The sequence below is a fragment of the Streptomyces sp. NTD91 genome (assembly GCF_059510455.1).
On record NZ_JCAJZW010000020.1, the window covers coordinates 1 to 20,732 of the forward strand.

At 70.0% G+C, this 20,732-nt stretch carries 14 protein-coding genes and 1 tRNA gene; 12 read left to right on the forward strand and 3 right to left on the reverse strand.

Annotated elements, in window-relative coordinates; genetic code table 11:
- Positions 1-116: 116 nt before the first annotated feature.
- Both AC5WRT_RS20970 and AC5WRT_RS20975 read left to right on the forward strand, forming a co-directional pair.
- The gene (locus AC5WRT_RS20970; RefSeq protein ID WP_496095113.1) at positions 117-779 is read left to right on the forward strand and encodes a DegT/DnrJ/EryC1/StrS family aminotransferase; all 663 of its coding nucleotides are present in this window, start codon (positions 117-119) and stop codon (positions 777-779) included.
- Between the two features lie 83 nt (positions 780-862).
- Positions 863-935 (forward strand) — tRNA-Thr (locus AC5WRT_RS20975).
- 54 nt (positions 936-989) lie between these two features.
- Here the strand turns inward: AC5WRT_RS20975 and AC5WRT_RS20980 are convergent.
- Positions 990-3,746, reverse strand: a complete 2,757-nt coding sequence (locus AC5WRT_RS20980; RefSeq protein WP_496095107.1) for a SpoIIE family protein phosphatase — start codon at positions 3,744-3,746, stop codon at positions 990-992.
- A 409-nt stretch (positions 3,747-4,155) separates the two neighbouring features.
- Between AC5WRT_RS20980 and AC5WRT_RS20985 the strand changes: the two genes are divergently transcribed.
- The 10 genes from AC5WRT_RS20985 to AC5WRT_RS21030 all read left to right on the forward strand — a co-directional run bounded on the left by AC5WRT_RS20985 (position 4,156) and on the right by AC5WRT_RS21030 (position 18,982).
- On the forward strand, positions 4,156-9,612 hold the full coding sequence (locus tag AC5WRT_RS20985) for a HAMP domain-containing protein (RefSeq protein WP_496095106.1): 5,457 nt from the start codon (positions 4,156-4,158) through the stop codon (positions 9,610-9,612).
- Between the two features lie 299 nt (positions 9,613-9,911).
- A complete protein-coding gene (locus tag AC5WRT_RS20990; protein ID WP_496095105.1) occupies positions 9,912-10,598 on the forward strand; it encodes a response regulator in 687 nt (228 codons plus the stop codon).
- 123 nt (positions 10,599-10,721) lie between these two features.
- On the forward strand, positions 10,722-13,466 hold the full coding sequence (locus AC5WRT_RS20995) for a DNA translocase FtsK (RefSeq protein WP_496095104.1): 2,745 nt from the start codon (positions 10,722-10,724) through the stop codon (positions 13,464-13,466).
- Positions 13,467-13,746: 280 nt separating this feature from the next.
- Positions 13,747-14,592 (forward strand): helix-turn-helix domain-containing protein, encoded by an 846-nt coding sequence (locus AC5WRT_RS21000; RefSeq protein ID WP_496095103.1) that lies wholly within the window; start codon positions 13,747-13,749, stop codon positions 14,590-14,592.
- Positions 14,593-14,677: 85 nt separating this feature from the next.
- The gene (gene rimO, locus AC5WRT_RS21005) at positions 14,678-16,150 is read left to right on the forward strand and encodes a 30S ribosomal protein S12 methylthiotransferase RimO (RefSeq protein ID WP_496095102.1); all 1,473 of its coding nucleotides are present in this window, start codon (positions 14,678-14,680) and stop codon (positions 16,148-16,150) included.
- Positions 16,147-16,905, forward strand: a complete 759-nt coding sequence (pgsA, locus tag AC5WRT_RS21010) for a CDP-diacylglycerol--glycerol-3-phosphate 3-phosphatidyltransferase (RefSeq protein ID WP_496095101.1) — start codon at positions 16,147-16,149, stop codon at positions 16,903-16,905. The genes rimO and pgsA overlap by 4 nt, the downstream gene beginning before the upstream one ends.
- The gene (locus AC5WRT_RS21015; RefSeq protein WP_496095100.1) at positions 16,902-17,447 is read left to right on the forward strand and encodes a CinA family protein; all 546 of its coding nucleotides are present in this window, start codon (positions 16,902-16,904) and stop codon (positions 17,445-17,447) included. Before pgsA ends, AC5WRT_RS21015 begins: the two co-directional genes overlap by 4 nt.
- 109 nt (positions 17,448-17,556) lie before the next feature.
- Positions 17,557-17,931 (forward strand): helix-turn-helix domain-containing protein, encoded by a 375-nt coding sequence (locus AC5WRT_RS21020; protein ID WP_496095099.1) that lies wholly within the window; start codon positions 17,557-17,559, stop codon positions 17,929-17,931.
- A gap of 200 nt (positions 17,932-18,131) precedes the next feature.
- The gene (locus AC5WRT_RS21025; RefSeq protein ID WP_496095112.1) at positions 18,132-18,602 is read left to right on the forward strand and encodes a Dps family protein; all 471 of its coding nucleotides are present in this window, start codon (positions 18,132-18,134) and stop codon (positions 18,600-18,602) included.
- Positions 18,603-18,703: 101 nt separating this feature from the next.
- Positions 18,704-18,982 (forward strand): hypothetical protein, encoded by a 279-nt coding sequence (locus tag AC5WRT_RS21030; RefSeq protein ID WP_496095098.1) that lies wholly within the window; start codon positions 18,704-18,706, stop codon positions 18,980-18,982.
- Here AC5WRT_RS21030 and AC5WRT_RS21035 read toward each other — a convergent pair.
- A complete protein-coding gene (locus AC5WRT_RS21035; RefSeq protein ID WP_496095097.1) occupies positions 18,930-19,694 on the reverse strand; it encodes an SDR family NAD(P)-dependent oxidoreductase in 765 nt (254 codons plus the stop codon). The genes AC5WRT_RS21030 and AC5WRT_RS21035 overlap by 53 nt on opposite strands.
- Positions 19,695-19,819: 125 nt before the next feature.
- Positions 19,820-20,665: a DNA-formamidopyrimidine glycosylase family protein gene (locus AC5WRT_RS21040; protein WP_496095096.1), complete on the reverse strand. Its 846-nt coding sequence runs from the start codon at positions 20,663-20,665 to the stop codon at positions 19,820-19,822.
- Between the last annotated feature and the right edge of the window lie 67 nt (positions 20,666-20,732).

Below are 20,732 nucleotides of genomic sequence, written 5' to 3' on the forward strand. Positions count from 1 at the left end.
AATACTTCCAAAAAGGTCGGATCCTGAACTTCGGTTCGGGGCCCGACCTTTTTACCGTTTGCTTAACGTGTCGTTCATGTTGCGCCCTCAGCATCCAGCACATGGGAACTGCCGCAATGCTCAGGGCCGCCGGCGTCGGAGTCGGTGACGAGGTCGTCGTACCTGCCTTCGGAAACGTCGAAGTCGCCGAGGCCGTGGCCCTGGCCGGCGCGCTCCCGGTCTTCGCCGACATAGATCCCGTGACCTACTGCATCGACCCCGGGGCCGTAGAGACGGCCGTAACTCCGCGGACCGCCGCGGTCGTTGTCGTGCACCGCTTCGGACGGCAGGCCGACGTACCGCGGTTGCACGCGCTCGGGCAGCGGCACGGCCTGCTGGTTCTGGAGCAGGGCGAGTCCGAGGCGCCGTACGACGAGATAGCCCAGCGCAGGGAGCGCGCCGCCTACCTCGACGCCAAGCTCAAGGGTGTACGCACGCCGGACGGCGGCGACGGGCACACCTACCAGCAGTACGTCGTGCGGGTGCCGGGTAACGGCCGCCCGGACCGCGACGCCTTCGCACTGGCCTTGCGGTCCAAGGGAGTCGAGTGCCGGGTGCCGGTCAAGACGCCCGTGCACCGGCTGCCGGAGTTCCGCCGGTGTGTGTCCCTGCCGGAGACCGAGCTGGCCGCCGACGAGGCCCTGACGCTCCCCGTGGACGCCACGCTCACCAAGCGGGAGATGCAGCGGATCGTGTCCGCGTGCAACGCGCTCGGCGGCCTGCTGCAGCCCGCCTTCTGAACGGGTCCGAACGAATTTGGGAAGTCGGGCCTGCTCGGGGTACAGTTTCCTCGTCGCCGCGGGGGAAACCCCGAAATCGACAAGCCCCTATAGCTCAGTCGGCAGAGCGTCTCCATGGTAAGGAGAAGGTCAACGGTTCGATTCCGTTTGGGGGCTCGGAAATCAAGCCCCACCCGAAAGGGTGGGGCTTTTTTCATGCCCGCTCCGGCCTCACGCCTCCGGGTGGATTCCCGGGACCCGCATCGCCAGGATCGCCATGTCGTCCGACGGAGCGTCCGACGCGAAGCGTTCCACCGCACGCATGATGCGCGCCGCGACCGCGCCCGCCGTCAGGCCCGTGCAGGTCGTGAGGACATCGGCGAGACCGTCGTCGCCCAGCATGCGCGTGCCCTCGCGGCGCTCGGTGACGCCGTCCGTGACGCACAGCAGGACGTCACCGGGGTCGAGGGTGACGGTCTCCTCGTGCAACTCCAGGTCCTCGATCACGCCCAACAGTGGCTGCGGTTCGGCGGCCGCCGTCACCGTGCCGTCCTGGCGCAGGCGCAGCGGGAGCGGATGGCCGGCGCACACCACCTTCAGCTCGGCGCTGCCGTCCTCCTGCGGGCGCAACTCGCCGTAGAGGAGCGTCAGGAAGCGGCTGCGGTCGCCCTCGTCGAGGATTGCGGAGTTCAGGCGCTCCAGTACCGCCGGGCCGCTCAGGCCCTCTCGGGCCAGCAGCCGCAGGGCGTGCCGGGCGAGACCGGTGACCGCTGCCGCGTTCGGGCCCGTACCGCAGACGTCTCCGATGGCGAAGCCGTAGGCGCCGTTGCCGATCGGGAAGAGGTCGTAGAAGTCGCCGCCGACCTCGTTGCCCTCGCCGGCCGCGCGGTAGATGACCTCCACCTCGACGCCGTCGATCTGCGGCAGGCCCGGCGGAAGCAGGCTGCGCTGGAGGGACTGGCTGATGGCCGTGCGCTCCGAGTACAGGCGGGCGTTGTCCAGGGCGAGTGCCGCCCGGCGGGAGAGGTCCTCGGCCAGTTCCAGGATTTCCTGGCGGAAGTGTTCGTCCGTGGGCTTGCCGAGGGTCAGCATCCCGATGACGCGGTTGCGGGCGACCAGCGGCAGGACGACCGTCTCCCCGCCGACCGCGGAGGCCGTGGCGAGGGTCGGGCCGATGCCCGAGGAGATCTGCCGCGTCGGCCCGCCGGACAGGCCGAGGCTGCGCATGGAGCTGCGCAGGGCCGCCTGGTGCGCGACCTCGCCGGGTGCCGTCCAGACCCGGGCGCCGGGCGTCGGTACCGGGTCCGGCGGAGGCACCTTCGAGAGCAACGACTTGATGCCGTCGATGAGGTCCTCGTCCTCGTGCAGGACGTACGACAGGTACGGCTCGGAGGCCTGGTCGGCGATCGTGTAGACGGCGCACCAGGTGGCCAGCGTGGGGACGGTCATCTGGGCCATCAGGGCCAGCGTCTGGTCCCGGTCCAGGGTGCCGGCCAGCAGGTCGGAGGCCTCGACCAGGAAGCTCAGGGAGCCGCGGCGCAGCCGCTCCAGCTCGCCCAGGCGGGCCGACTCGACGGCCAGGGCGATGCGGTCGGCGGCGAACTGCAGGCGCAGCGCCTCCTCGTTCGAGTAGCGGCCCGGTGCCTCGGCCGCGACGCCGAGGGAGCCGGTGAGGCGGCCTTCGACCTTCAGCGGGACGGTGACGACCGAGCGCATGCCGGTGCCGGAGAGCAGCGGTACCGCCCCGGGGACGGACGTGAGGTCGTCGTGGACGGCCGGCATGCGCGCGGAGCCGTAGCGGCCGGGGCCGGCCTCGACGGGTACGCGCGCGAAGCGCTGGCGTGCGGAGGGCAGGCCGGTGGAGGCGCGGACCTCGAGCTCGGTCTCGTCGTCGGTCGCGAGCAGCAGGAATGCGGAGTCGCCGTCGAGCATGTCGCGGGCGCGCTCCACCGTGCGCTGCAGGAGGCCGTCGAGATCGTCCGGGGCGGGGGAGCCGATGAAGACCTCGAAGGGGTCGGTGCTCTGGCCGTCGGAGGACTGGGCCTGGTCGCCGGCCGGCACGCGCGAGGGTGTCTGCAGGACGGCGCGCTCGGGTTCGCGAACCAGGAGGCAGACGGTGGAGGGCTCGCCGCCGGTGTCGCGGACCCGGAGGTGGGAGGCGTAGACCGGGACGACCCGGCCGTCGGCGCCGCGGAAGCCGTAGCTGCCCTCCCAGCGGGAGAGCTGGAGGGCCTCGGCCACGCCGGTGCCGGTCCCGGGGGTGTGCGGCCAGGCCGCCAGCTCGGTGAGGGGCCTGCCGACGACCTCGGCGGCCGGATAGCCGAACAGTTCCTCGGCGTCCTCGTTCCAGGAGGTGAGCGCGCCCTTGCGGTCGACCTGGAGGACGGCGACGCGGACGCGGCCGTCGGCCAGCGGGAGCAGGTCGGCGGGGAGGGAGGGGCCGGCGGTCCGGGTGCCGACCGGGCGTTCGGGGAGGTTGAGCTGGAACCAGACGTTCTTGTGGGTGGGCGTGTAGTCGACGCCCCAGCGGGTGGCGAGGGCCGCGCACAGCTGCAGCCCGCGGCCGCCCTCGCGGTCGAGGCTGCCCATCGGGACGGCGGTGGTCTGGAGGGGGACCTCGCGCTCGGGATAGCGGTCGGAGACCTCGATGCGCACACCCTCCTCGGTGCGCAGGCACAGCACCTCCGCGTGCGTGCCCGCGTGGACGACCGCGTTGGTCACCAGTTCGCTGGTGAGGACCACGGCGTCGTCGACGATGTCGGCGAAGCCCCACCCCTGGAGGGTGTCGCGGACGAAGGACCTGGCGGTCGCCACCGACCGCCCGACGGGCTCGAAGGTGGCGGCCGCACGCGCGGTGATCACAGAACTCCTCGGCCGGTTGTCGACGGGCAGGGCTCGGCCGGGCGGCTCGCGCCGCTGCAGCGGCATCAGCTCACCCGTCCCCTGTGGCTCCGGGGGCTGTTCCCCAGGGATCACTCCGGTGGTCATGGTCTGCGGCCGCCCCTCCGATGCCCGCTCGTACTGGTGCCACCGCCCAGGCCGGTCGGACCGGTGCGGCTGGACAGCCGCATGCAAGGTTACTTACCTTCGCCGTCCGATCCGATGCCGGTCGCCGGTGTTCACCCCCCACGGTGTGCGGACGGTGTGCGAAGCTGCCGAACTGTTATGGCCTGGTTCGGCGAGGGTGAAACACTGGGCAAGCTTCTGATGAAGGTCGGGTCAGCCTGCGTGTGTTCCGTGTACGGCGGGCAGCAGCCACTGGTGTGGCCGGATCTCGTCTGGCAGAAATACGCAGCAGTAACCGGTACGCGGAAGTAACCGGTATGCCGAGGAGCGGCACGCCGGGCCGAAGCGGCCGAGCACAGCAGTAACGGTCTACCCCTCCGGGAGGGACACAGTGGAGTCTGGCGCGGCGACGCGTGGCACGAAGACGCGCGCGAAAGGCGGACCGTCCCTGGGCAAGCGCGGCGACACCATCACCGTGGACACGGCTGCCTTGAACCGGCTGCTGGCGGCACTCGTCTCGATGCGTGACGGGAACTTCCGCAAGCGGCTCACCGTCTCCGGGGACGGTGTGATGTCGGAGATCGCGGCCGTCTTCAACGAGGTGGCCGACCGGAATCTGCATCTCACCGGTGAGCTGTCCCGGGTACGGCGCATGGTGGGCCGTGAGGGCAAGCTCACGGAGCGGCTGGAGACGGGTGCCTGCGAGGGCTCCTGGGCGGCGGCGATCGACGCCTCCAACGCCCTCGTCGACGATCTGGTGTGGCCGGTGTCCGAGGTCGGCCGGGTGCTCACGGCGGTCGCCGAGGGCGATCTGTCGCCGCGGATGGAGCTGCGGACGCAGGCCCCGGACGGCGGCACGGGGCATCCCCTGCGGGGCGAGTTCCTGAAGGTCGGCCGTACCGTCAACAACCTGGTCGATCAGTTGTCGACGTTCACGGACGAGGTCACGCGCGTGGCCAGCGAGGTCGGCACCGAGGGCAAGCTCGGCGGCCAGGCCCGGGTGCGCGGTATGTCCGGTTCGTGGAAGGACCTGACCGAGTCCGTCAACACCATGGCGCGGCAGCTCACGGCCCAGGTGCGCGACATTGCGCTGGTGACGACGGCGGTCGCCCGGGGTGATCTGTCGCGCAAGGTCACCGTGCAGGTCGCCGGCGAGATGCTGGAGCTGAAGAACACCGTCAACACGATGGTGGAGCAGCTGTCGTCGTTCTCCGTCGAGGTGACCCGGGTGGCCCGTGAGGTGGGCACCGAGGGCATCCTGGGCGGCCAGGCGCAGGTGCCCGGTGTGGCCGGTGTGTGGAAGGAGCTGACCGACTCCGTCAACACGATGGCCGGCAACCTGACCGCTCAGGTGCGCGGCATCTCGCAGGTCACGACGGCGGTGGCCAACGGTGATCTGTCGCAGAAGGTGACGGTTCCGGCGCGCGGCGAGGTGGCGCAGCTCGCCGAGACGATCAACCAGATGACCGAGACACTGCGGATCTTCGCGGACGAGGTCACGCGCGTGGCGAACGAGGTCGGCGCGGAGGGCCGGCTGGGCGGTCAGGCTAACGTGCCCGGCGCCGCCGGTACCTGGAAGGACCTGACGGACTCCGTCAACACGGTCTTCCGGAACCTGACCACGCAGGTGCGGGACATCGCCACCGTGACGACGGCGGTGGCCAACGGTGATCTGTCGCAGAAGGTCACGGTCGACGTGGCCGGCGAGATGCTGGAGCTGAAGAACACCGTCAACGGGATGGTGGACCAGCTGTCGGCGTTCGGTGCCGAGGTGACGCGGGTCGCGCGGGAGATCGGTGTCGAGGGTGAGCTGGGCGGTCAGGCCCAGGTGCCGGGCGCGGCCGGCGCGTGGAAGGACCTGACCGACTCCGTCAACACCGCGTTCCGCAACCTCACCGGGCAGGTGCGCAACATCGCCCAGGTGACGACGGCGGTGGCCAACGGTGATCTGTCGCAGAAGGTCACGGTCGACGTCTCCGGCGAGATGCTCAAGCTGAAGAACACCGTGAACACGATGGTGGACCAGCTCTCGAGCTTCGCCGACCAGGTCACGCGGATGGCCCGGGACGTGGGTACGGAGGGCCGGCTGGGCGGTCAGGCCCGGGTGGACGGCGTGTCGGGAACCTGGAAGGAGTTGACGGACTCCGTCAACTTCATGGCCGGCAACCTGACGTCGCAGGTGCGGCAGATCGCCCAGGTGACGACGGCCGTGGCGCGCGGTGACCTGTCCCAGAAGATCGACGTGGACGCGCGCGGCGAGATCCTCGAGCTGAAGAACACGATCAACACGATGGTCGATCAGCTGTCCGCCTTCGCCGACCAGGTGACCCGGGTCGCCCGTGACGTGGGTACCGAGGGCCGGCTCGGCGGGCAGGCGCAGGTGCCCGGTGTCGCCGGTGTGTGGCGGGACCTGACCGACTCCGTGAACGGCATGGCCGGCAACCTGACGGCCCAGGTGCGCAACATCGCGCAGGTCGCCACCGCCGTGGCCCGCGGTGACCTCTCCCAGAAGATCACCGTGGACGCGCGCGGGGAGATCCTGGAGCTGAAGAACACCCTGAACACGATGGTGGACCAGCTGTCGTCGTTCGCCCAGGAGGTCACCCGTGTGGCCCGTGAGGTGGGTACGGAGGGCATCCTCGGCGGTCAGGCGGAGGTGCAGGGCGTCTCCGGCACGTGGAAGGACCTCACGCAGTCCGTCAACTTCATGGCGAACAACCTGACCATTCAGGTGCGCAACATCGCCGAGGTCACGACCGCGGTCGCCAAGGGCGACCTGTCGAAGAAGATCACTGTCGACGCCAAGGGCGAGATCCTCGAGCTCGTCACGACGGTCAACACCATGGTCGATCAGTTGTCCAGCTTCGCCGAGCAGGTGACGCGGGTGGCCCGTGAGGTGGGCACCGAGGGCATCCTGGGCGGTCAGGCGCACGTGCCGGGCGTCACCGGCATCTGGAAGGACCTCAGCAACAACGTCAATCTGATGGCGAACAACCTGACCATGCAGGTGCGGAACATCTCGCAGGTCGCCTCGGCCGTCGCCAACGGCGACCTGACGCGTCAGGTGACGATCGAGGCGCGCGGTGAGGTCGCGCAGCTCGCCGACACCATCAACATCATGGTGAAGACGCTGAGTTCGTTCGCCGACCAGGTCACCAAGGTGGCCCGTGAGGTGGGCACGGACGGCATCCTGGGCGGTCAGGCGCACGTACCCGGTGTGGCCGGCACCTGGAAGGACCTCACCGAGTCGGTGAACCAGATGGCGTCCAACCTGACCGGTCAGGTGCGCAACATCGCCATGGTCACCACGGCCATCGCCAAGGGTGACCTGACGAAGAAGATCGACATCGACGCGCGCGGCGAGATCCTCGAGCTGAAGACGACGATCAACACGATGGTCGATCAGCTGTCCAGCTTCGCCGAGGAGGTCACGCGCGTGGCCCGCGAGGTGGGCACCGAGGGGCAGCTCGGCGGGCAGGCACGCGTGCGTGACGTCGACGGCACCTGGCGGGATCTGACCGAGTCCGTGAACGAGATGGCGGGGAACCTGACCCGGCAGGTGCGCGCCATCGCGCGCGTGGCGACCGCGGTGACCCGCGGCGATTTGAACCTGAAGATCGACGTCGACGCGTCCGGCGAGATCCAGGAACTGCAGGACTACATCAACAAGATGATCGCCAACCTGCGCGACACGACGATCGCCAACAAGGAGCAGGACTGGCTCAAGGGCAACCTGGCCCGTATCTCCGGCCTCATGCAGGGCCGCCGGGACCTGGAGGACGTGGCCTCGCTGATCATGAGCGAGCTGACGCCGGTGGTGTCCGCGCAGCACGGCGCGTTCTTCCTGACGATGCCGCTCATGGAGGGCAAGGACGTCGGCGACGGCGAGGACAACTACGAGCTGCGGATGCTCGGCTCGTACGGCTATTCGATGGGCTCCATGCCGACGTCGTTCCGGCCCGGTGAGGGACTGATCGGCACCGCGGCCCAGGAGAAGCGCACGATCCTGGTGGACAAGGCGCCCAGCGGCTATCTGAAGATCTCCTCCGGTCTCGGCGAGGCCCCGCCGGCCCAGGTGATCGTGCTGCCGGTGCTGTTCGAGGGCAACGTGCTCGGCGTGATCGAGCTTGCCTCCTTCACACCGTTCACGCAGATCCAGAAGGACTTCCTCAACCAGATCGCCGAGATGATCGCGACCAGCGTCAACACCATCTCGGTCAACACCAAGACCGAGCAGTTGCTGAAGCAGTCGCAGGAGCTGACCGAGCAACTGAGGGAGCGGTCGGCCGAGTTGGAGAACCGGCAGAAGGCGCTGCAGGCCTCCAACGCCGAACTGGAGGAGAAGGCCGAGCTGCTGGCCCGGCAGAACCGCGACATCGAGGTGAAGAACACCGAGATCGAGGAGGCCCGGCAGGTCCTGGAGGAGCGCGCCGAGCAGCTCGCGGTGTCGATGCGCTACAAGAGCGAGTTCCTCGCCAACATGTCGCACGAGCTGCGTACGCCCCTCAACTCGCTGCTGATCCTGGCGAAGTTGCTCGCCGACAACGCCGAGGGCAACCTCTCGCCGAAGCAGGTGGAGTTCGCCGAGACCATCCACGGCGCCGGCTCCGACCTCCTTCAGCTGATCAACGACATCCTCGACCTGTCGAAGGTCGAGGCGGGCAAGATGGACGTCTCTCCGACGCGTATCGCGCTCGTGCAGCTCGTGGACTACGTGGAGGCCACCTTCCGGCCGCTGACCGCGGAGAAGGGCCTGGACCTGTCCGTACGGGTCTCCCCGGAGCTGCCCGCGACCCTGCACACCGACGAGCAGCGGCTGCTGCAGGTGCTGCGCAACCTGCTGTCGAACGCGGTGAAGTTCACCGACTCGGGGTCGGTGGAACTGGTGATCAGGCCGGCCGGCGCCGACGTGCCGGTGGGCATCCGGGAGCAGTTGCTGGAGACCGGCTCGCTGACCGATCCGGACGCGCCGCTGATCGCGTTCTCGGTGACCGACACCGGCATCGGCATCGCGGCCAGCAAGATGCGGGTGATCTTCGAGGCGTTCAAGCAGGCGGACGGCACGACCAGCCGCAAGTACGGCGGCACCGGCCTCGGCCTGTCCATCTCCCGGGAGATCGCGCAGCTGCTCGGCGGCGAGATCCACGCGCAGAGCGAGCCGGGCCGCGGCTCGACGTTCACGCTGTACCTGCCGCTGCACCCGAGCGAGCTGCCGCCGCAGGGCTACCAGCAGTCCGTGCCCCCGCTGGAGGCCGGCGAGCTGGTCGCCTCGACCACGCGGCAGTCCTCGGAGCTGTCCGCGGTGGAGATCGAGACCCCGGCCGAGGTGAAGTCGTACCGGGAGACGCAGAACGGTGCCGCGGCGCTCTTCCGGCGCCGGCGCCGTGGCCTGCCGCACGGCGAGCAGCGGCCCGAGCACTGGTTGTCGGTCGAGCAGGAGAGCACTCCGCAGTCCGCGCACGGGGTGCGGTTCGCCGGTGAGAAGGTGCTGATCGTCGACGACGACATCCGTAACGTGTTCGCGCTGACCAGCGTCCTGGAGCAGCACGGACTGTCGGTGCTGTACGCCGAGAACGGCCGTGAGGGCATCGAGGTGCTGGAGCAGCACGACGACGTGGCGGTCGTGCTGATGGACATCATGATGCCGGAGATGGACGGGTACGCGACGACCACGGCCATCCGCAGGATGCCGCAGTTCGCCGGGCTGCCGATCATCGCGCTGACCGCGAAGGCGATGAAGGGCGACCGGGAGAAGGCGATCGAGTCCGGCGCCTCCGACTACGTCACCAAGCCGGTCGACCCGGATCATCTGCTGGCGGTGATGCAGCAGTGGATGGGGCAGAAGTGACGAGATCGGCGTACCGGGATGTGAACGCGCGGGGAACCCTTGGCGTGGATCGGGAGTTGCCCACTTGAGGTGAGGGCGCCGGTACGACTTAAGGTGGCCTGCGAACGTACAGGAACGCGGGATTCCGGGAACCGTCCCGGACCCCGTCGCGTTTTTCCTATGTGCACAGTGACATCGCGGTGACAGGGTGTGGCGACAGGCGGGGTGCGGCTACGATGACCGGCACAAGGACGGGCGGCGAAAGGGAGTCGTCCCCTGGGGCGGCGCCCGGTGTACCGCCGGGGCGAGGAGGGCGGGCCATGGTGCAGAAGGCCAAGATCCTCCTGGTCGATGACCGGCCGGAGAATCTGCTGGCGCTGGAGGCGATCCTCTCTGCGCTCGATCAGACGCTGGTGCGGGCATCGTCCGGGGAGGAAGCGCTCAAGGCACTGCTCACGGACGATTTCGCGGTCATTCTGCTGGACGTCCAGATGCCGGGCATGGACGGATTCGAGACCGCCGCGCACATCAAGCGGCGTGAGCGCACCCGGGACATCCCGATCATCTTCCTCACGGCGATCAACCACGGCCCGCACCACACCTTCCGGGGCTATGCGGCGGGCGCGGTCGACTACATCTCCAAGCCCTTCGACCCGTGGGTGCTTCGTGCGAAGGTCTCGGTGTTCGTCGAGCTGTACATGAAGAACTGTCAGCTGCGTGAACAGGCCGCGCTGCTGCGGCTGCAGTTGGAGGGCGGCGGCAAGGGCGCGGTCGGCGGCAAGGAGTCCGCGGGGCTGCTGGCCGAGCTGTCCGCGCGGCTCGCGGCTGTCGAGGAGCAGGCCGAGGCGCTGTCCAAGCAGCTGGACGACGACTCGGCGGACGCGGCCGCGGTGGCCACGGCGGCCCACCTGGAGCGCAAGCTCACGGGGCTGCGGCGCGCGCTGGACGCCCTGGAGCCGGGCGCCGGCGCCGGCGCCGGCGGCTCGTCGATGCCGGCGCAGAACTGACGTACGTCCGGTCGGCGGTGCCCATGAGCGTGCGTCAGTTCCGGTCTCCCCCAGGGGCGACACGAACGGGTGAAGCTGTGGGCACACGTGTCCGCTGTCGTCTCCCCCGGTAATCTCACACCCATGGCCTCACGTCCCTCCGCAGCCAAGAAGCAGCCCGCCAGGAAGGCGGCCGCTCCCTCGAAGGCTCCGGCGAGGAAGGCCGCAGCGAAGAAGGCCCCGGCCAAGAAGGCACCCGCCAGGAAGGCCCCGGCCAAGAAGGCTGCTCCGCCGAAGCCGGCGCCCAGCCCCACCGGGGGCGTGTACCGGCTCGTGCGCGCCATCTGGCTGGGCCTCGCGCACGCCGTCGGCGCCGTCTTCCGCGGCATAGGGCAGGGCGCGAAGAACCTCGACCCCGCCCACCGCAAGGACGGCATCGCGCTGCTGCTGTTCGGCATCGCGCTGATCGTCGCCGCCGGCACCTGGGCGAACCTGAAGGGCCCCGTCGGCGACCTCGTGGAGATCCTGGTCACTGGTGCCTTCGGCAGGCTCGACCTGCTGGTGCCGATCCTGCTCGCGGTGATCGCCGTACGCCTCGTCCGGCACCCGGAGCGGCCGGAGGCCAACGGGCGGATCGTGATCGGCCTGTCCGCGCTCGTCATCGGCGTGCTCGGGCAGGTCCACATCGCCTGTGGCTCGCCCGCCCGCAGCGACGGCATGCAGGCCATAAGGGACGCCGGCGGCCTCATCGGCTGGGCGGCGGCCACTCCACTGGCGTACACGATGACCGACGTCCTCGCCGTGCCCCTGCTGGTGCTGCTGACGGTCTTCGGGCTGCTCGTGGTGACCGCCACCCCGGTCAACGCCGTCCCGCAGCGGCTGCGCACCCTCGCCGTACGCCTCGGTGTGCTGCACGACCACGAGGCGGAGGAGTACACCGAGGACGACGAGCACTACGACGACCAGTGGCGCGACGCACTGCCCGCGCGCCCCCGCAAGAGCTCGTCCGCCCCCCGGGCGTACGACCCCGAAAACGCGGAGGAGGAGGCGCTCTCGCAGCGCCGCGGCCGCCCCAGGCGCTCCGCGGTGCCCCAGCCGGATCCGCAGCGCCGGATGGACGCCGTGGACGTCGCGGCGGCCGCGGCCGCCGCGCTCGACGGGGCGGTGCTGCACGGCATGCCGCCCTCGCCGCTGGTCGCCGACCTCACCCAGGGCGTCAGTGTCGGTGACCGCGAGGAGACGACTCCGGTACCGACCCCCTCGCCCGAGCCGGTTCGCGAACCCTCGTCGGTCCCGGCCGCGCGTCCCAAGCAGGAGAAGCTTCCGGCCGGGACGGTCCCCGACCTCACCAAGAAGGCCCCCGACGAGCCACGCGACCTGCCCGCGCGCGCGGAGCAGCTCCAGCTCTCCGGGGACATCACCTACGCGCTCCCGTCGCTGGACCTCCTCACCCGCGGCGGCCCCGGCAAGGCGCGCAGCGCCGCGAACGACGCCGTCGTCGCCTCGCTCACCCAGGTCTTCACCGAGTTCAAGGTCGACGCGCGCGTCACCGGCTTCACCCGCGGCCCGACGGTCACCCGCTACGAGGTCGAACTCGGCCCCGCCGTGAAGGTCGAGCGGATCACCGCGCTGACCAAGAACATCGCGTACGCCGTCGCCAGCCCGGACGTACGGATCATCAGCCCGATCCCCGGAAAGTCCGCGGTCGGCATCGAGATCCCGAACACCGACCGCGAGATGGTCAACCTCGGCGACGTGCTGCGCCTCGCGGAGTCGGCCGAGGACGACGACCCGATGCTGGTCGCGTTCGGCAAGGACGTCGAGGGCGGGTACGTGATGCACTCGCTGGCGAAGATGCCGCACATGCTGGTCGCCGGCGCCACCGGCTCCGGCAAGTCGTCCTGCATCAACTGCCTGATCACCTCGGTCATGATGCGGGCGACCCCCGAGGACGTCCGGATGATCCTGGTCGACCCCAAGCGCGTCGAGCTGACCGCCTACGAGGGCATCCCGCACCTGATCACGCCGATCATCACCAACCCCAAGCGGGCCGCCGAGGCGCTGCAGTGGGTCGTACGCGAGATGGACCTGCGTTACGACGACCTCGCCGCCTACGGCTACCGGCACATCGACGACTTCAACCAGGCCGTCCGCGACGGCAAGGTCAAGGCGCCCGAGGGCAGCGAGCGGGAACTGCAGCCGTACCCGTATCTGCTGGTGATCGTGGACGAGCTGGCCGACCTGATGATGGTCGCCCCGCGCGACGTCGAGGACGCGATCGTGCGCATCACACAGCTGGCGCGCGCCGCCGGCATCCACCTGGTCCTCGCCACGCAGCGTCCGTCGGTCGACGTGGTCACCGGACTGATCAAGGCCAACGTGCCCTCCCGGCTGGCCTTCGCCACCTCCTCGCTCGCCGACTCCCGGGTCATCCTCGACCAGCCGGGCGCCGAGAAGCTGATCGGCAAGGGCGACGGCCTGTTCCTGCCGATGGGCGCGAACAAGCCGACCCGTATGCAGGGCGCGTTCGTCACCGAGGCCGAGATCGCGGCCGTCGTCCAGCACTGCAAGGAGCAGATGGCGCCGGTGTTCCGGGACGACGTCACGGTCGGCACCAAGCAGAAGAAGGAGATCGACGAGGACATCGGCGACGACCTCGACCTGCTGTGCCAGGCGGCCGAGCTGGTCGTCTCCACCCAGTTCGGGTCGACCTCGATGCTCCAGCGCAAGCTGCGCGTCGGTTTCGCCAAGGCCGGGCGGCTCATGGACCTGATGGAGTCCCGCAACATCGTGGGGCCGAGCGAGGGATCCAAGGCTCGTGACGTTCTTGTGAAGCCTGATGACCTGGACGGCGTGCTCGCCATGATTCGCGGGGAGTCTGAGGAGTAGGGCGAAGGGCTGTCCGGCGGATGCCGGTGGCGCCGGGTGGCGGCTCCGTCGTGATGCACCCGTTAGGGATCGGCGGGCAACCGTTTCCCTTCGTCGTACGTCCAGTTGAGCGAAAGGACAGTTGGGGGTCCCACCATGGGGTACCTACCTGTCCAATCATAGGAATGTCCGGCCGTTCCTATGGTGTACAAAGTCCCACCCGCCCGGTTGCCCCACCCTTTCGTACCCCCCCTAGACTGAGCTTCCAGCACAGGTGGCTACACGCTCGAAAGGCGCCCCCGTGTCCATCGGCAACTCCCCTGAAGACGAGCGTCCGTTCCACGACGAGTCCCAGGAAGCCCGTGTATCCGTGGGCCGTGCCCTGCAGCAGGCGCGGATCGCGGCCGGGCTCACCGTGGACGACGTCAGCAGTGCCACTCGTGTCCGTATCGCCGTCATCCACGCCATCGAGGCGGACGACTTCGCCCCGTGCGGCGGTGATGTGTACGCCCGTGGGCACATCCGCACGCTGGCCAAGGCCGTCCACCTCGACCCCGCGCCGCTGATCGCCCAGTACGACGCCGAGCACGGCGGGCGTCCGGCACCCACCCCGGCGGCACCCCTGTTCGAGGCAGAGCGGATCCGGCCGGAGCGGCGCGGACCGAACTGGACCGCCGCGATGGTCGCCGCGATCGTCGTGGTGATCGGCTTCGTCGGCTTCACCGCCGTCAAAGGCGGGGGTTCCGGGAGCGATGCGAAGTCGCAGGTCGCCCAGGGTGGCGGCACGTCCGCCGCGAGCAAGTCCCCCTCGCCGCGGCCGACGAAGGCCAAGCCCGCCACGCCGAGCCCCGCACCCTCCGACAGTGCCATCGCCGCCGCGCCCCAGGACAAGGTGACCGTCCAGGTCAGCGCGGCCAACGGGCGCAGCTGGATCTCGGCCAAGGACCACAACGGCCGGATGCTCTTCGACGGGCTGCTGAACAAGGGCGACTCCAAGACCTTCCAGGACAGCTCCAAGATCAACCTGATCCTGGGCGACGCCGGCGCGATCGAGCTGTATGTCAACGGCAAGAAGATCGACGACAACTTCCAGCCGGGCCAGGTCGAGCGCCTCACCTATACCAAGGGCGACCCGGTGGCGGGCTGAGCGGCCCTCGGGGGAGAGCGGATGTGACGGGGTCGTCCAACCCCGTCGACGTGGGGTGTCAGTGGGACGAAGTAGTCTTGAGCCCATGCCTGAACGCCGTACCGTCGCACTCGTCACACTCGGCTGCGCCCGTAACGAGGTGGACTCGGAGGAGCTCGCAGGCCGTTTGGAGGCGGACGGCTGGCAGCTCGTCGAGGACGCCGCGCACGCCGACGTCGCCGTGGTCAACACGTGTGGCTTCGTCGAGGCCGCGAAGAAGGACTCCGTCGACGCCCTCCTCGAGGCCAACGACCTCAAGAACCACGGGAGAACCCAGGCCGTCGTGGCGGTGGGCTGCATGGCCGAGCGGTACGGCAAGGAGCTGGCCGAGGCGCTGCCCGAGGCGGACGGAGTGCTCGGCTTCGACGACTACGCGGACATCTCCGACCGCCTGCAGACCATCCTGTCCGGCGGGATCCACGCCTCCCACACCCCCCGCGACCGCCGCAAGCTGCTCCCGATCAGCCCGGCCGAGCGCCAGCAGTCGGCCGCGGCGGTGGCCCTGCCGGGACACGGCCCGGCCGATCTCCCGGAGGGCGTCGCGCCCGCCTCGGGTCCCCGTGCGCCGCTGCGCCGGCGCCTGGACGGCTCCCCGGTCGCCTCGGTCAAGCTGGCCTCCGGATGCGACCGGCGCTGCTCCTTCTGCGCCATCCCGTCGTTCCGCGGCTCCTTCATCTCCCGCCGTCCCAGCGACGTCCTGAACGAGACGCGCTGGCTGGCCGAGCAGGGCGTGAAGGAGATCATGCTGGTCTCCGAGAACAACACCTCCTACGGCAAGGACCTGGGCGACATCCGCCTGCTGGAGTCCCTGTTGCCGGAGCTGGCCGAGGTCGACGGCATCGAGCGGGTGCGGGTCAGCTATCTGCAGCCCGCCGAGATGCGCCCGGGGCTCATCGACGTCCTGACCTCCACTCCCGGGATCGCCCCGTACTTCGACCTGTCCTTTCAGCACTCCGCGCCCGACGTGCTGCGCGCCATGCGCCGCTTCGGCGACACCGACCGCTTCCTTGAGCTGCTCGACACCATCCGCTCCAAGGCCCCCGAGGCCGGCGTGCGCTCCAACTTCATCGTCGGCTTCCCCGGCGAGAGCGAGGCGGACCTGGCCGAGCTCGAACGTTTCCTGAACGGCGCCGGCCTGGATGCCATCGGTGTCTTCGGCTACTCCGACGAGGAGGGCACGGAGGCGGCCACCTACGACAACAAGCTGGACGAGGACGTCGTCGCCGAGCGCCTGGCCCACATCTCCCGGCTGGCCGAGGAACTCGTCTCGCAGCGTGCCGAGGAGCGCGTCGGGGAGACGGTGCGCGTCCTGGTCGAGTCCGTCGACCAGGAGGAGGGCGTGTACGGCCGTGCCGCGCACCAGGCGCCCGAGACCGACGGCCAGGTTCTGCTCACGAGCGGCGAGGGCCTGAGCGTCGGACGTATGGTCGAGGCGAAGGTGGTCGGTACGGAAGGTGTCGACCTGGTGGCCGAGCCGCTGATCGGGTCGCTCGCGTGTGGTGAGGAGGCGGGCAGATGACCGGAGTCCCGGCATCCGCCGCAGGCGGCTCCTCCGGCGCGCACGGCGCCCGGGGGCCCGCCGCCCCTGCCGACGGCGTACGGTCCGAGGTCTCCGGTTCTGCTCCAGGTCCCGACAGCGGCGGCAAGCCCGCGCGCGGCGGGAAGATCACAGCCGCGGCCGTCAACCAGGCGAGCATCTGGAACGTCGCCAATCTGCTGACCATGCTCCGGCTGGTCCTGGTGCCCGGGTTCGTGGCCCTGATGCTGGCGAACGGGGGCTACGACCCGGCCTGGCGCTCGCTGGCCTGGGCCGCCTTCGCCGTCGCCATGATCACCGACCTGTTCGACGGGCACCTGGCGCGCACGTACAACCTGGTCACAGACTTCGGGAAGATCGCCGACCCCATCGCCGACAAGGCGATCATGGGGGCGGCGCTGATCTGTCTTTCGGCTCTGGGTGATCTGCCGTGGTGGGTGACGGCCGTGATCCTCGGCCGGGAGCTCGGCATCACCCTGCTGCGTTTTCTGGTCATCCGCTACGGCGTGATCCCGGCCAGTCGTGGGGGCAAGCTCAAGACCCTCACCCAGGGGGTGGCGGTCGGGATGTACGTGCTGGCGCTGACGGGATGGCTGGCCACTCTGAGGTTCTGGGTGATGGCTGTGGCGGTCGTCCTCACCGTCGTCACCGGTCTTGACTACGTGAGACAGGCCATTGTGCTGCGCAGGCGGGGAATCGCCGAGCGTGCCGCGGCGTTGGAGGAGAAGGAAGCGTGAGTTCGAAGGCCACCGAGGTGGTGCGACTACTGACAGTGAGGGGCGAGACCCTCGCCGTCGCCGAGTCGCTCACCGGTGGCCTGGTGGCCGCGGAGATCACATCGGTTCCCGGAGCGTCCAAGGTGTTCCGGGGTTCGGTCACCGCCTACGCCACCGATCTGAAGCATGAACTGCTGGGCGTCGATGCCACCCTGCTGGCGCAGCGAGGAGCGGTGGATCCGCAGGTCGCGAGCCAGATGGCCGCCGGTGTGCGGAAGGCTCTGGGCGCCGACTGGGGCATTGCGACCACCGGAGTCGCCGGCCCCGAACCGCAGGACGGCCGGCCCGTGGGGACGGTCTTCGTGGCCGTCGACGGGCTGCTCACCCACCACCCCGGTTCTGCCGGTGGCGGAAAAGTGGAGGCCCTGCGGTTGAACGGCAGCCGTGCGGAAATTCGTATGGAGAGTGTACGGAGCGTACTCGCAGTGCTCCTGGAGCAGCTTGCGGGCGAACAGACTGGGAATGAGCGGGCACAGGATACGGAACGGAACGGGGGGTTTTGATGTTTGCAGCCCTGAGTGAACACGACATCGCTCCCCGCACGGCCGCGGCGCGAGGCGGTACGGTGGGGCGAGAAGGATGCGGCTACGCGGTCCGAGGAGGGAGCCACCGATGATTCTGCTCCGTCGCCTGCTGGGTGACGTGCTGCGTCGGCAGCGCCAACGCCAGGGCCGTACTCTGCGCGAAGTCTCCTCGTCCGCCCGAGTCTCACTCGGCTATCTCTCCGAGGTGGAGCGGGGGCAGAAGGAGGCTTCCTCCGAGCTGCTCGCCGCCATCTGCGACGCGCTGGACGTACGGATGTCGGAACTCATGCGAGAAGTGAGCGACGAGCTGGCGCTCGCCGAACTGGCCCAGTCCGCCGCGGCCACCGAGTCCGTGGCGACGCCGGTCCGCCCGATGCTGGGGTCCGTGTCGGTGACCGGTGTGCCACCGGAACGGGTGACCATCAAGGCGCCCGCGGAGGCTGTGGACGTGGTCGCCGCGTGACGCACGCCTGCGCGGCCTAGCGAACCGAGACATGTCAGGCCCCGGTCGGCCTGTTCCAGGGACCCCTGGAACAGGCCGACCGGGGCCTTCGTCTGCCTGCCGCCCGTGTGATGTGTGTCGCTTTTGCGTCCGTTTGCCGGGCTTGGTTGGGGCGGTCATGGTGGAGGGACGTGACGGCGCCCGAACACCGGAGGAAGCGGATGTACGTCGTGAAGAGCCCGTTGGCCGAGGCGGACCTGAAGACCGTGGCCGAGGCGCTGCAGGGTGCCCTCGTCGACCTGGTGGACCTGTCCCTGGTCGCCAAGCAGATCCACTGGAACATCGTCGGGCCCCGTTTCCGCTCCGTCCACCTCCAGCTCGACGAGGTCGTCGACTCCGCCCGCACCCACTCCGACACGGTGGCCGAGCGGGCCTCGGCCCTGGGGGTGCCGCCCGACGGGCGCGCCGCCACGGTGGCCTCCAGCAGCGGTGTCGGCACCACACCGGCGGGCTGGATCAAGGACGGCGACGCGGTCCGGGTGATGGTGGACGCGCTCGGCGCGGTGATCACCCGGATGCGGGAGCGGGTGGCCGCGACGGGGGAGCCGGACCCGGTGTCCCAGGACATCTTCATCGGGATCACGGCGGATCTGGAGAAGCACCACTGGATGTTCCAGGCGGAGAACGCATAGTCCCTCCGCACTTGCGGGCTCCGGTGCACCGGTGAGCCCGCAGTGCGCCTCCCGCGCCGGGCGGGCGGCGGTCTAGCGTCCGGCAGGAGGTGGTGACGCGCATGGTGGGGCGCATAGCGCGCTGGACGCTCGGGCTGGGGCTCATGGCCGTGTGGTGGTGGGCCGGGCTACGGCTCGTGCTGGGACAGGGCTCGGGTGTGCTGGAAGGGGCTGTCGTGGTCGGCGGGTGGGGGCTGAGCGTGCTGCCGGTGCACTGCACGCCCAAGGCCCGGGCGGCCGGGGCGCTGCCCACGGGAGGCTGGGTGGCCGCCTGGCGGGTGCGGGACGCTACCAGGGCATCGCCACACCCCCGTTCGGGCGAAGTATCTGACCCGTCATGAACGCCGACGCGTCCGACGCCAGATACAGCACTGCGTGAGCGACGTCGTCCGGCTCGCCGACCCGGCCCAGCGGCGCCATCCGGGCCATGACGCCCTCGGTGTGCGCCTGCGCCGCACGGTCGTGGCGTTCGGTCATCGGGCTGCGGATCCAGCCCGGCGCGACCGCGTTCACGCGGATGCCCTGGCGGCCGACCTCGGCCGCCAGCGTTTTGGTCAGCTGGACCACGGCCGCCTTTGCTGCGCCGTAGCAGAGCAGCCCGGGCGCGCCGGTGTCGACCGCGCCGGACGCCATCGTGACGATGCTGCCCCGCGTGTCCCGGGCCAGCATCCGCCGCGTCGCCTCCTGGCAGGCGTACAGCACACCCTTGAAGTCCACGTTCAGCACCCGGTCGAGGTCCTCGTCGCGGGTCTCCAGTACGGGGCTGCTGTGCATGATCCCGGCGATCGCCGCCATCACGTCCAGACGCTCGCAGGCCCGCACGGCCTCGGCGACCGCTGCCCGGTCGGTGACGTCCAGCACATGGGTACGGGCCGTGCCGCCGCGCTCGTCGATCAGCTCCGCCGTGCCGCGCAGCCCGTCCGCGTCCCGGTCGGCGCAGTGCACCGCGGCACCCGCCTCGGCGAGCAGAACGGCGGAGGCGCGGCCGATACCGCCGGCGGCTCCCGTGACGAAAGCGGTGCGTCCGGTGAGGTCGTACGCCGTGAGAGGCATGCTGTGAAGGTACGAGATCTTCTGACGGGTCGTCAATTGATGGTACGTGCAGGGGTGCGAATGCGGGAAACGGGTCACCGGGGCGGCCATGACGTGGGCGCGGGCCTGTGGGCGGCTCGGCCCGGTCAGCCGGTGCGGCGGGGATAACGGTCCCGCCAGCGCTGCGGTGAACCGGGGGTCGGGGCGGGGCCCCTCTGGCAGGTGGGGCACCAGTAGGTGGGGCGTTCCTGGGAGCCGTCGCCCTGGTCGGCCACGCGGACCTGGGTGTGGCAGCGCAGGCATGGGCGGGCTGCGCGGCCGTACACGAACAGGTCGTGTCGGTGCAGGCCGGTGGTCTGGCGGACCGGGCGGTCGCGGTTCGCCTCCAGGAGCCTCTTGGCGAGCGCGGGCAGTGTCTCGGCGCGGTCCGCGGGCAGCGCGCCGACCGGGAGCCACGGGGTGACGCCGAGCAGGAAGCACAGCTCGCTCTTGTAGACGTTGCCGATGCCGGCGAGGTTCCGCTGGTCGAGCAGGGCTTCGCCGAGCTGACGGGCGGGATCGGCGAGGACGTTGGCGAGGGCACGCTCGGGGTCCCAGTCCGGGCCGAGCAGGTCGGGGCCCAGGTGCCCGACGATCCGCTCCTCCTCGCTGGTCCGCAGCAACTCCAGGACCTGGAGCCGGTAGCCCACGGCGGTGCGGTCGACGGTGCCGAGGATCGCCCGGATCTGGTGGGCCGGGCCTCCCCGCCAGCGCTCGCCGGTGCCGTACACCTTCCAGGTGCCCTCCATGCGCAGATGCGTGTGGAGCGTCACGCCGCCCTCGAACCGGGTGAGCAGGTGCTTGCCGCGCGGGATCGTGCTGAGCACGGTACGGCCCGTGAGGTCGACCGTCGCGTACTTCGGCACCCGGAAGTCGCTGCGGGTCAGGGCCTTGCCCGCGAGGGCCTCGTGCAGCCGCCGCGCGGCCTGCCAGACCGTGTCACCTTCGGGCATGCGTCAAGGGTGCCACGGCCGGGTTGTCACGGTCGGGTGGGAGCATGTGGCCACGATCGGATGAGAG

Excerpts from the sequence above, each read along its gene's own strand:
- AC5WRT_RS21030 (WP_496095098.1), top strand. The coding sequence starts at position 18,704 with ATGGTGGGGCGCATAGCGCGCTGGACGCTCGGGCTGGGGCTCATGGCC.
- AC5WRT_RS21020 (WP_496095099.1), top strand. The coding sequence starts at position 17,557 with ATGATTCTGCTCCGTCGCCTGCTGGGTGACGTGCTGCGTCGGCAGCGC.
- AC5WRT_RS20995 (WP_496095104.1), top strand. The coding sequence starts at position 10,722 with ATGGCCTCACGTCCCTCCGCAGCCAAGAAGCAGCCCGCCAGGAAGGCG.
- AC5WRT_RS21040 (WP_496095096.1), bottom strand. The coding sequence starts at position 20,665 with ATGCCCGAAGGTGACACGGTCTGGCAGGCCGCGCGGCGGCTGCACGAG.
- pgsA (WP_496095101.1), top strand. The coding sequence starts at position 16,147 with ATGACCGGAGTCCCGGCATCCGCCGCAGGCGGCTCCTCCGGCGCGCAC.
- AC5WRT_RS20970 (WP_496095113.1), top strand. The coding sequence starts at position 117 with ATGCTCAGGGCCGCCGGCGTCGGAGTCGGTGACGAGGTCGTCGTACCT.
- rimO (WP_496095102.1), top strand. The coding sequence starts at position 14,678 with ATGCCTGAACGCCGTACCGTCGCACTCGTCACACTCGGCTGCGCCCGT.
- AC5WRT_RS20980 (WP_496095107.1), bottom strand. The coding sequence starts at position 3,746 with ATGACCACCGGAGTGATCCCTGGGGAACAGCCCCCGGAGCCACAGGGG.
- AC5WRT_RS20990 (WP_496095105.1), top strand. The coding sequence starts at position 9,912 with ATGGTGCAGAAGGCCAAGATCCTCCTGGTCGATGACCGGCCGGAGAAT.
- AC5WRT_RS21025 (WP_496095112.1), top strand. The coding sequence starts at position 18,132 with ATGTACGTCGTGAAGAGCCCGTTGGCCGAGGCGGACCTGAAGACCGTG.
- AC5WRT_RS21035 (WP_496095097.1), bottom strand. The coding sequence starts at position 19,694 with ATGCCTCTCACGGCGTACGACCTCACCGGACGCACCGCTTTCGTCACG.